The sequence below is a fragment of the Peribacillus sp. SIMBA_075 genome (assembly GCF_046534585.1).
The window spans coordinates 42,047-51,099 of the sequence record NZ_JAWRYN010000038.1; the positions used below are offsets into that span (position 1 = coordinate 42,047).

The window sequence follows — 9,053 nt, forward strand, 5'->3', positions numbered from 1 at the left end:
TTTAGCATACTGGTTTTTCTATGCAGATTTTTCTGAAAGTCGATTATAATAAAGGGTAAGCCTATAAGTCTGAAAGGAAGTGTCATATGCAAACGTATAAATCACGTGATGAAATCAAAGAAGAAGAAACATGGAACTTAAAGGATATTTACGATGATCAGGACAATTGGGAAAAAGATTATCAAGAAGTCCTTAGGATGACAGAAAAATTAAAAACTCATGATGGGCATATTCAGTCTGCTAAAGATTTGTTCGAGTATTTACGATTAAGTGAGGAACTCGGCTACATTTATAACAAGCTATATGTATATGCCATGCTGCAAACAGATTTGGATACACGGGTTACCTCATCGCAGGCATTACAAGATAGAGCAGGTCAGTTAGGGCAAAAAATTAGTAATGCATCTGCCTTTTTCATGCCATTTCTTTTGAGTCTTGAAGAACAAACATTAAAAGGGTACATAAAAGAAATCGAGGGCTTAAAATATTTTGAAGAAGATCTACTGGATTCCTATCGCTATAAATCCCATGTGTTAACGAAAGAACAAGAAGAGGTCCTTTCTCAAGTAGGCGAAGCCTTTTCAGCACCACAAAAAACGTTCGGGATGATCAACAATGCCGATATTAAATTTGGGGAAGTCACGAATGAAGACGGCGAAAGGGTTGAGCTTACACGAGGAATGTATTCCAAGTTGATTGAACACGATGATCGTGATAAGAGAAAAGAGGCGTATATCGCATATTATCAGCCATATGTACAGTTGAAAAATACCATCGCTTCCACACTTTCTACGGCAATCAAGAATAATGTGAATCTTTCAAAACTAAGAAATTATCCATCTGCCTTGGAAAAATCCTTATTCGGAGATAAGGTTCCAAAAGAAGTATATGATAATTTGATTATGTCTACTAAACAAAATATTGGACCCATGCATAAATACATCAATTTAAGAAAAAAATTGCTCGGGGTAGAAGAACTGCGTGCATATGATTTAAGTATACCATTGGTCGAAGGTGCTAAAGAGGAGATTTCTTACGATGATGGATTTGCTTTGATGATGGAAGCATTGAAACCTCTTGGCGAAGAATATATCACAATTCTGAAAACCTTTAAGGAAAAAAGATACATCGACGTCAGGGAAACACCTGGAAAACGTTCAGGCGCTTATAATTTAGGACTTTATGGTGTTCATCCTTTCATCTTATTAAATCACCGTGATGATTTAGACAGTGTATTTACACTTGCACATGAATCCGGACATGGCATGCATTCATACTATAGCTCAAAGTACCAGCCGCAAATAAGTGCAGGGTATTCCATTTTTGTTGCTGAAGTTGCGTCCACAGTGAATGAAATCCTGCTGATTCGCCATTTAATTAAAACAACAAAAGACGTGAAAAAGAAAAAACACTTACTCAACCATTTCATAGATAGTTTTAAAGGAACATTCTTCACACAGGTGATGTTTGCGGAATTTGAAAAGATCGTACATGAAAAAGCTGAAAATGATGAGCCTCTAAATGCCGAGGTTTTTAACACAGCTTATGAATCGATATTCCGTGCTTATAATGGAGATGAGATAATTTTTGATGAAGAAGTGAAGTTTGGCTGGTCACGCATCCCACACTTTTATCGTCCGTTTTACGTCTACAAATATGCCACTGGTTACGTTTCAGCCATTACAATCGCAGATAAGATCCTTTCTGGGGACCAAAAAACTCTTGAAAGTTATTTGACCTTCTTGAAAAGCGGGAGTTCCGATTTCCCATTGGAGCTGCTTAAGAAAACAGGCGTAGATTTGACTAAACCTGATCCAATCGAAAACGCAATGAGGATTTTCAGTGATCTTGTCGACGAATTCACAGAGTTGTCAGAGGGCTAATCTAAACCATTTCTTCCAAAAGAGCCCATGGTGTGTCTGTTATAAAAATGTTATAGTTACACTATTGGCGTATGAGAGGCCCAATCTTTTGATTGGGCCTTCTTTTATATGGTAAAAAAACAGGTGCCATTGTAAACAATTCCATATGGACAGTAAATTATTTTACATCAGAGCCTAGCCACTGGGCCAGCTTCTTAATACTTCAATGGCATATTTTGTGAGGAAAGTGAAAAAATGAATTCAACAGTTAATTTTATAAAAGAATGGCAGCAGGCACTTCAGCTTGAAATCCTGCATTTAAAAAAATATGGCAGCACAAAATACCTGGTTTCGAACGGTCATCTGCTTACAAGTGACGGTTCATTCAGCTATTATTTTGAAACAGGTTCATCGATAAAAGTTCCTGTCGGTTCCGTCGTTCGGCTTGAATGGGGAGGAATTAAACAGGATGGCAGGATTCTCTCATCGGAAGGGAAAAGTATAATCATTGTTTTTGATCGCTCGTTAGGCGATATGATCGGCGAAGCCTTTTTATACCATGATCCATGGGAATTGCTTGAACAATTGATTATCCGCTTGGACGAAATCAAGAGAAGCAAAAAGAAAAGGCTTCGGATCAAACGCCTGATGGATCCGTCCATGCCGCAAAAACATCCTGTAAATGAAAAACTAAGCAGTGTGAAAGAATTATATGCCCGGTCGAAGTTCAATCCTGTCACATTTGTCTGGGGTCCACCTGGAACAGGAAAAACCTATACATTGGCACGTACGGTGGCCAATCATTATTTACAAGATAAAAAAGTGCTGGTCTTGTCCCATAGCAACCAGGCTGTCGATGTTTTGATGGCTGAAATTTCTTCATTCATTAAAAAGAAAGATCTTTTCAAAGAAGGCGATGTGCTTCGCTATGGGTCTCAAATCGGTGAATCCCTTGCCATCCATGATGATATTGTTACGGGGCAACTATTAGGTAAACATGAACCGGCATTAATTAACGAAAAAGAACAGCTAGCTGAAGAGAAACGTTTATTAAAACATGACTTGGCTGGCTCCTTCAGCAAAAGGGATACGGATCAATTAATCGAGATAGAGAAAAAACTGGCAAAAGTTTTGGAGAAAATACGCCATAAAGAGATGCAATTCGTAAAAGAAGCAAAAATCATCGGAACGACCTTGGCAAAGGCCGCAAATGATGAAACGGTTTATCAAAAGGAGTATGATCTAGTAATTTTGGACGAAGCGAGCATGGCTTACGTACCACAGGTGGCTTTCGCTGCAGCGTTATCCAAACATATTATCGTTTGTGGTGATTTCAAACAATTGCCGCCCATTGCTTCCGCTCGTGATTCCCTTGTGAAACTTTGGCTGAAGGAAGACATCTTTCATCGGGCGGGTGTTGCTCAGTCTGTGGAGGAAGGGGAACTTCATCCTCATTTATTCCTACTAAAAGAACAGCGCCGCATGCATCCGGATATTTCAGCATTCACTAATCGTGTCGTCTATAACAATTTTGTAGGTGATCATGAAAGTGTTGCCACAAGCAGGGAGAGCATAATGCTGGCGGAACCATTTGCCAATAAGGCGGCGGCACTTGTAGATACTAGCTTATCAGGGGAATATTGCATCACGGAACGCACTTCCCACTCGCGAATGAATATATGGCAATTACTTTTATCTTTTCAACTGATTCATGAAGCTTATGTGGGAGGGACAAGATCAATTGGTTATGTCGCTCCGTATCGTGCTCAGGCAGACTTGATGGAAAAACTATTGGATGATTTATATGCCAAAGAACGGCAAACGGCCGATATCATCGCTGCAACTGTACATCGTTTCCAGGGAAGCGAACGGGAGATGATGATTTTTGACACAGTTGATAGTTATCCGCAAAACAGGGCAGGAATGTTATTGACCGGAAGAGAAAGTGAAAGGCTCATTAACGTTGCAATAACAAGGACTAAGGGTAAGTTCGTACATGTAAGTGACACTTCATTTGTTAACAAACATGTTTATCGCAGCAAAACACTTCGTCAACTTGTCGATCATCAAATTCAAAATGATCAAATCGTGTCAAAGAAAGACATTGGAAAATGGATTATACACCAGCACCCGCAATTAAAATGGATGCATGCCCGTAAGTTAGGCGATTTTCTGGAAGATATTGAATCAACAAAACAAGAGTTGGTAATGGCAGTGCCGGATTTGAACAGTTTGTCGGAAGAATGGCAAGAGTTTTTAATGAAACGAAACCCTGCAGTGAAATTGACGATCATATCAGCAAAAAGGAACCCTGATATCATCTCTGATCATTTTATTTGTTCACCAGTTTCCTTTTCCTTTATCATCTTTGATAAACGAGTAATCTGGTTAGGTTTGCCCGTAGAGTCCAATAATCGGATCCAGCCCCCATTTATAGCGGCTCGTTTGGATTCGCAAATAATGGCTGATGAATTACTCTCTCAGTTCATAAAAAGTGAATAGCTCTGGAAAGGCCCTATATTAGGGCTTTTCTTCATTTTTCAAAGTGTATATTCCCTAAGTGACCTCGATAGAATAAATATTAATAGGAACACCTTCTAAAATAATAATATATTAAACCAAAGACCTCGTCAGAATATATATTCCACTCACAAACTCCAGTCTGGATTCAACTCCATATAATTTCCGCTAAAGGTTGCAAACTAAAATAACAAACCAAGCTTTTCAGGCGACTTTCGGCTAATTATGATTTACCATTACGTTACGAAAGAGAAGAAAGGAGGTAACAAAATGAAACTGGGCATTTTAGATCAATCACCAATTGCAACCGGACAATCAGCACAAGAGGCATTGCAGGCTTCACTGCAACTTGCACAAGAAGGAGATAGACTCGGTTATAGCAGGATCTGGTTAACTGAACATCATGATCTGCCGGGATTGGCATGTTCCGTTCCAGAGGTATTGATAAGCTATATTGGTGCGCAAACAAAAAATATCCGAATTGGATCTGGGGCAGTTCTGCTTCCGCATTATAAGCCATATCGGATAGCAGAGATTTATAATATGCTTGCCACCCTATTTCCAGGCAGGGTCGATATGGGCATAGGACGTGCTCCTGGGGGATCTGCCGAAGCTACGATGGCATTATCCGATAATTTTTTGCAGAATGTTTACAAAATGCCTGAACTTGTTCAGGAACTGTTGAATTTTCTTAGAGATGAATTTCCGAAAGAACATTTGTTTTCAAATACCTCTGCTGCTCCTATCCCAAAGGTACCGCCTGAACCGTGGATATTGGGAACAAGCGGGAAAAGTGCAAAACTTGCTGCTGAAAATGGTACTGCATACGCATTTGGTGAATTTATGAGTGAAAATGATGGATTGAAGAGTCTTCAACAGTACCGTGAAAACTTCCAAACAAAAGGTTTTCTTGAAGAGCCAAAAACGATCGTTTCGGTTGCGGCCATATGTGCAGAAACCGAGGAACTTGCGAAAGAAATCGCTCTTAGCAACACCCTATGGAAAATACAAAGTGAACAAAGGGAAAGAAAACAGGTTCCAAGTATAGAAGAGGTAAGGAATCATGATTGGACTGAAAAAGAAAAAGTACTGATGGAAACCATGCATGAAAAACTGATTTTTGGTACACCTTCTCAAGTGAAGTATCGCCTTTTGGAAATTGAGGAAAAATATCAAGCAGATGAAATAATGCTGATAACCATCACTCATAAATTGGAGGACAGGCTGAATTCTTATCGCTTGATTGCTAAGGAACTCCTTAACAATTAATCCCATTCGAGCATTTTATGTGCATTTTGTGTGCATTTTCTATATGATGACTTTGCGTCCATTTAATATCATAATTGAAAGAAGTTGAAGATATGAATGCTGATCAACATGGAAAAAAACTTAGTGACATTTCTTTTTCCGTACTGGACCTAGCTTCAATTGTTGAAGGTGGTACAGTTTCGGGAGCTTTTAAAAATACTATAGATTTAGCAAAACATGCGGAACAATGGAACTACAACCGTTTCTGGGTTGCAGAACACCATAGCATGCCTGGGATCGCAAGCTCTGCAACATCCGTGCTGATAGGATATGTTGCAGGGAAGACAGAAAGAATTCGTGTGGGTTCTGGAGGCATAATGCTACCAAATCATGCACCACTGGTTATCGCAGAACAATTTGGAACATTGGAAGCAATGTATCCTGGTAGAATAGATTTAGGACTAGGGCGCGCTCCGGGAAGCGACCAATATACTGCCATGGCGCTCCGGGGTGATGTGCGTAATAATGGACAGGATTTTCCTGAACAATTGGCGCAGCTCCGCAGTTATTTAGATGCGGATTCTAAACATAATCGTGTTCGGGCCATCCCTGGCGAAGGACAGGACATCCCGATTTGGCTTCTTGGTTCAAGCGGCTTCAGTGCAGCATTATCAGCACAGCTTGGATTGCCATTTTCATTTGCAAGCCATTTTTCCCCTGAAAATACTCAACCGGCTTTAGCTCGTTACCGCAATAATTTCCAACCATCCGACGTTCTCGATAAACCTTATGTGATGGTTGGTGTCAATGTATTTGCAGCTGATACAACTGATGAGGCACAAAGGATTGCCACATCTTATCAACAGCAGTTTTTGAATTTGATAAGGAACACACCTGGACAACTTGCTCCTCCAGTTGATACGATGGAAGGCATCTGGACAGAATATGAAAAGGCCATTGTCATGAAACAATTGAATGCCTCCATTATCGGAAATCCGGAAGAGGTAAAAGAGCAGTTACAGACCTTTTTAGATGAAACACAGGCGGATGAAATGATTATAAACTCTGCCATTTATGATCAGAATGCACGCCTTCGTTCTTATGAAATCATTGCAGAAGTTACTGGAATGAAATAAGTGTCAATGAATGAGCTTGCAGATCACTTGTCTGCAAGCTTTTTTATAAAATACATACCGATTGACTCTTTAAACAAAGATAGGAGAGAAGAATGAAACGAGAAGACCCTATATCCTTAATATTTCACTTCACAGATAAACAAGGTGAGAGCAGGCCACTCTATTTTACGAAGCCGAAAAAAGTGTTCACTGCCCATTCCATTGGGGATGTCCTTCCTCAATTTCAAAAAGTCCAGGAAGCGATCGACCAGGGGCATTATGCAGCGGGATATGTATCCTATGAAGCGGCACCTGCTTTTGAAAAATCTTTTAAAGTAAAAGATGGAGCCAAAATGCCATTATTATGGTTCGGTATTTTTGATAAACCGGAAGAATTACCTGGAAAAATGCCAGGGGCTTTTAAGTTAGCTGAATGGCAATCAGAAATGGATTCAACAACCTATCATACGGGCTTTCAAAAAATAAAATCCGAAATTGAGAAAGGCAATACGTATCAAGTGAATTATACGATGCGTTTGCAATCCAAGTTCGAAGGGGACGACTTTGCTTTCTTTGATCGCTTGAAGAGAGCTCAACGATCGAATTATAGTGCATATTTGAACGTTGGGACACATCGTATCCTCTCGGCATCACCCGAGTTATTTTTCCGCTGGGAAGATGATCAGCTAATTACAAGGCCTATGAAAGGAACGGTAAAGCGGGGAACGACACTGAAAATGGATCAATACAATGCAGACTGGTTAGCAGCCTCGGAAAAGAATCAAGCTGAAAACTACATGATTGTGGACCTGCTCAGAAATGATTTGGGAATGATTGCAGAACCAGGAAGCGTCAAGGTTCCACAACTTAAGGAAATTGAAAAATATCCGACCGTTTGGCAAATGACCTCCACAATAACAGCTGATACGAAACCCGGAACAACAATCATTGATATATTCAAGGCCCTTTTTCCATGTGGTTCGATAACGGGTGCACCTAAAATAAAAACAATGGAAATCATCACTGATATCGAGAATTCACCACGTGAAGTTTATTGCGGTGCAATCGGGTTTATCACCCCTGAATCCCAAGCCGTTTTTAATGTGCCGATTCGTACGGTCGTGATCGAAAAGGAAACAGGTAATGCCGAGTATGGGGTAGGCGGGGGAATCACTTGGGATTCCGAGTTAACCGAAGAATATGACGAAGCCTTTTTAAAGGCCAAATTATTGACGGTGGAAAGGCCTGCTTACGAATTATTGGAATCGATGAAGCTAAGCGATGGCGAATATTATTTGTTGAATGATCATATCGATCGAATGAAACAATCTGCTGATTACTTCAATTATCAGTTCTTTGAATTGAAACTTAGAGATGAACTCCAAAAGTATGCGGATTTAAACCAAGGCAAATTGCAAAAGGTAAGGGTACTGCTTAAAGAAAATGGTGAAATGGAAGTTTCCGGACAAGCAATTAAGCCCCTTGATTCAGAATTAACGGCTATCTTGGCTGAAACTCCAATATCAAGTGGAAATCCCTTTCTTAGTCATAAGACGACTAATCGTGATGTATATGAAGGCTTTCAAAAGAATAATCCTGACTTCGATGACGTTCTACTTTGGAATGAAGAAGGATTCATCACGGAATTCACGAACGGGAATGTAGTGGTGAAGATAAATGGTGATTACTATACCCCTCCTGTGGAATCAGGTCTGCTCGCTGGAACTTTTCGTCAAGAATTAATAAGGAAGAAGGAAATCAAGGAAAAGCCCATTCTAAAAGCTGACCTTAATAGCGCTGAGGAAATTTGGTTTATTAATAGTGTGCGAGGGAAATTAAAAGTGAATTTGACATTCTAAGCTGATTTTCCCTAAAAAAATGATTAATCTCCATGGCAGTTTGTTGAGCAGATGATGAATACTGTTTTTATACATATTCTAAGAGGGACTGCTATGGAGAAGCAAAAATCGCAGGTTTTATCGATGACGGAGTGGAAGGAGAAAGATCCATTACTTTAAAATCTTATAAAGATGGATGGAAGTCTTCTTGCTGAATCCAGATTACGGAGCCGTTCAAGAAGATCCAATCGTCCAAGCGGAACAGGGTTAAGTCGGCAGAGGACAGATTGGATACACATATCATCTGGGCGACAGGTGGTAGCATGGTACCAAAGGATATGTTGGAACAATATTTATCTAATAGTTAAAAAAAGAAGTTCACGACAGTGAACTTCTCAGACTGTAGACAAACTCGAGGAAAATCGAGTTTGTCTATTTTTTATGAGTTGTACAATTTGGCCGTTGATTGG

5 protein-coding genes are annotated in these 9,053 nt (G+C 39.9%); all 5 read left to right on the forward strand.

Translation table 11 applies throughout. From position 1 onward, the window contains the following. Positions 1 to 86: 86 nt before the first annotated feature. The 5 genes from pepF to pabB all read left to right on the forward strand — a co-directional run bounded on the left by pepF (position 87) and on the right by pabB (position 8,604). Positions 87 to 1,883 carry an oligoendopeptidase F gene (gene pepF, locus SB775_RS21245; protein ID WP_410863171.1) on the forward strand — a complete coding sequence of 599 codons (1,797 nt, stop codon included), beginning with the start codon at positions 87 to 89 and terminating at the stop codon, positions 1,881 to 1,883. 234 nt (positions 1,884 to 2,117) lie between these two features. Beyond that, positions 2,118 to 4,364, forward strand: a complete 2,247-nt coding sequence (locus SB775_RS21250; protein ID WP_410863172.1) for an AAA domain-containing protein — start codon at positions 2,118 to 2,120, stop codon at positions 4,362 to 4,364. Between the two features lie 288 nt (positions 4,365 to 4,652). Continuing rightward, positions 4,653 to 5,651, forward strand: a complete 999-nt coding sequence (locus tag SB775_RS21255) for an LLM class flavin-dependent oxidoreductase (protein WP_410863173.1) — start codon at positions 4,653 to 4,655, stop codon at positions 5,649 to 5,651. 92 nt (positions 5,652 to 5,743) lie between these two features. Beyond that, complete coding sequence (locus SB775_RS21260; RefSeq protein WP_289321214.1) at positions 5,744 to 6,766, forward strand: LLM class flavin-dependent oxidoreductase; 1,023 nt, start codon at positions 5,744 to 5,746, stop codon at positions 6,764 to 6,766. A gap of 92 nt (positions 6,767 to 6,858) precedes the next feature. Then, the gene (pabB, locus tag SB775_RS21265) at positions 6,859 to 8,604 is read left to right on the forward strand and encodes an aminodeoxychorismate synthase component I (protein ID WP_410863175.1); all 1,746 of its coding nucleotides are present in this window, start codon (positions 6,859 to 6,861) and stop codon (positions 8,602 to 8,604) included. Positions 8,605 to 9,053: the final 449 nt, after the last annotated feature.

Excerpts from the sequence above, each read along its gene's own strand:
- SB775_RS21250 (WP_410863172.1), top strand. The coding sequence starts at position 2,118 with ATGAATTCAACAGTTAATTTTATAAAAGAATGGCAGCAGGCACTTCAG.
- SB775_RS21255 (WP_410863173.1), top strand. The coding sequence starts at position 4,653 with ATGAAACTGGGCATTTTAGATCAATCACCAATTGCAACCGGACAATCA.
- SB775_RS21260 (WP_289321214.1), top strand. The coding sequence starts at position 5,744 with ATGAATGCTGATCAACATGGAAAAAAACTTAGTGACATTTCTTTTTCC.
- pepF (WP_410863171.1), top strand. The coding sequence starts at position 87 with ATGCAAACGTATAAATCACGTGATGAAATCAAAGAAGAAGAAACATGG.
- pabB (WP_410863175.1), top strand. The coding sequence starts at position 6,859 with ATGAAACGAGAAGACCCTATATCCTTAATATTTCACTTCACAGATAAA.